This window comes from Azoarcus indigens, from assembly GCF_004361735.1.
Taxonomy (GTDB): Bacteria; Pseudomonadota; Gammaproteobacteria; order Burkholderiales; family Rhodocyclaceae; genus Azoarcus; species Azoarcus indigens.
Genome location: NZ_SNVV01000061.1, coordinates 1 through 2202, shown reverse-complemented (window position 1 = coordinate 2202; position 2202 = coordinate 1). Strand labels below are relative to the sequence as shown.

General features: G+C 67.6%; 2 protein-coding genes. Both read left to right on the top strand.

The features are described 5' to 3' along the window. Positions 1 to 133: 133 nt before the first annotated feature. Positions 134 to 1354, top strand: coding sequence for an IS21 family transposase (istA, locus tag C7389_RS24645; RefSeq protein WP_162851838.1), 1221 nt, complete (start codon positions 134 to 136; stop codon positions 1352 to 1354). Further along, complete coding sequence (gene istB / locus C7389_RS24640) at positions 1354 to 2142, top strand: IS21-like element helper ATPase IstB (protein WP_133595307.1); 789 nt, start codon at positions 1354 to 1356, stop codon at positions 2140 to 2142. Before istA ends, istB begins: the two co-directional genes overlap by 1 nt. The last annotated feature ends 60 nt before the right edge of the window (positions 2143 to 2202 follow it).

Here is a 2202-nt window from a genome sequence, read left to right as displayed (position 1 = left end):
TGTCAGGCGACATCGTAAATTGACCCCCTAGCGACACGAGGAATTGCCCCCCTCGCTCGCAAGGAGGGCATCGTTGGAAACGAAGCACATTGAGGTGAATGCTGTGCGCCGTGTTGTTTGCGGAGTGCAGGAGATGTTGGAGCCGGAGGCGGTCACGACGATCGTTCGGTTGGGGCAATCGGGCTGGGGCGCGAAGCGCATCGCCAGGACGCTGGGCATCGCCCGCAACACGGTGCGGCGGTACTTGAACGCGGGCGGACCGGTGCCCTACCGGCAGCCGCAGCGCACGAGCGTGCTCGACGGTCAGGAGGTCTGGTTGCGGGAGCGCTTCCTGCAGCACCGGGGCAACTGCGACGTGGTGCGTCAGCAGTTGAGCAAGGAGCTGGGCGTCGAGACGAGTCTGCGTACCGTCGAGCGTGCGTGCCGGGGTTTCCGTCAGGAGCTGGAGGCCAGTCGCCGTGCGACGATCCGCTTCGAGACGGCGCCGGGCGAACAGATGCAGATCGACTTCGGGCAGACGCGCGTGACGATCGGTGGCGAGCCGGTACGGGTGTTCCTGTTCGTAGCGACGCTGGGCTACTCGCGCCGAGGTTTCGCGTGCGCGTTCCGGCACGAGCGCCAGAGTGCCTGGTTCGCCGGCATTGAGGCCGCGTTTGCCCACTTCGGCGGGCGGCCGCAGACGCTGCTCGTCGACAACGCCAAGGCGCTGGTCGATAAGCACGACGCGCAGACACGCCAGGTTCGGCTCAACAGCCGCTTCGAGGCGTTCTGTCGGCACTGGGACATCGCTGCCCGGGCGTGCGCCCCGTTTCGCGCCCGCACCAAGGGCAAGACCGAGAACGGCGTGGGCTACGTAAAGAAGAACGCGATCGCCGGCCACGCCTTCGAGAGCTGGGCGGCGATGGAAGCGCACCTGGCACGCTGGCAGCGCGAGGTGGCCGATGTGCGCATCCATGGCACGACGGGCGTCGCGCCCGTTGAGCGCTTCGACCTGGAGCGCGAGCACCTGCGTCCGGTTGCCGGGATTGCTCCCTTCCTGCAGGTGCGCGAGCTCGTGCGCCGGGTCAATGCCGAGGGCTGCATCGAACTCGACACCAACGCCTACAGCGTGCCGTGGCGGCTGATCGGCGAGACGGTCACGGTCCTTGTCAGCGCCGACACCGTGGCGATCGAGTATGCCGGCGAGGAGGTGGCCCGCCATGCGGAACTCTCCGGCAGCCGGGGGCGCAGCATCGAGCGCGGCCATCTGCTGGGAGGACTGCCGCCGCCGGCCGAGCTTGAGCCGCCGCCGCGCACCGATGCGCTGCTGCGCCCGTTGGCCGAGTATGAAGCGCTCGTGGGCGGAGGCTGGTGATGATCGACACCGACCGACTCGACGAACTGCTCACCCGGCTGCGGCTGACGGCGATCCGCGATCAGCTCGACAGCCTGCTCGACGAAGCCAGCCGGGCACAGATGACGCTGCGCGAAGCCTTGCTGTTCCTGGCCGAGCGCGAAGTCGCCCGGCGCGACACACGGCGCATCCAGATGGGCATGAAGCTCGCCCGTTTCCCGTGCGTGCGCACGCTCGAAGGCTTCGACTTCGAGGCGCAGCCCTCGATCGATCCGGGGCAGATCCGCGATCTGGCCACGGGCCGCTGGGTCGGCCACGGCCAAGCCCTGCTGCTGCTCGGCCCACCCGGCGTGGGCAAGACGCACTTGGCGGTCGCGCTCGGGCGCGAAGCGGTTGATCGTGGCTACACGGTGCTCTTCACCTCGGCGGCGGCGCTGATGGCTGGGCTGACCAAGGCGCACGCCGACGGACGACTCGAGGAGAAGCTGCTGCAGCTCTCAAAGCCCAAGCTGCTGATCATCGATGAGCTTGGCTACTTGCCACTCGAACCGGCCGCGGCACACCTGTTCTTCCAACTGGTGTCGCGGCGCTACGAGCGGGCCAGCATGCTGATCACCAGCAACCGCCCGGTCGGCGAATGGGGACAGGTGTTCGGCGATGCGGTGGCGGCCACCGCCATCCTCGATCGGCTGCTGCACCACAGCCACGTGATTACGATCCGAGGTGACAGCTACCGGCTGCGTGACAAGCGGCGCAGCGGACTTCTGCAGAAGGCCGCGGCCCCCACCCCGATCACCGCGGAGAGTTGATTAACCCAGGGGGTCAATTCCAGATGTCGTCAGGGGGTTAAATCCTCGTGTCGCTTGACA

Excerpts from the sequence above, each read along its gene's own strand:
- istA (WP_162851838.1), top strand. The coding sequence starts at position 134 with ATGTTGGAGCCGGAGGCGGTCACGACGATCGTTCGGTTGGGGCAATCG.
- istB (WP_133595307.1), top strand. The coding sequence starts at position 1,354 with ATGATCGACACCGACCGACTCGACGAACTGCTCACCCGGCTGCGGCTG.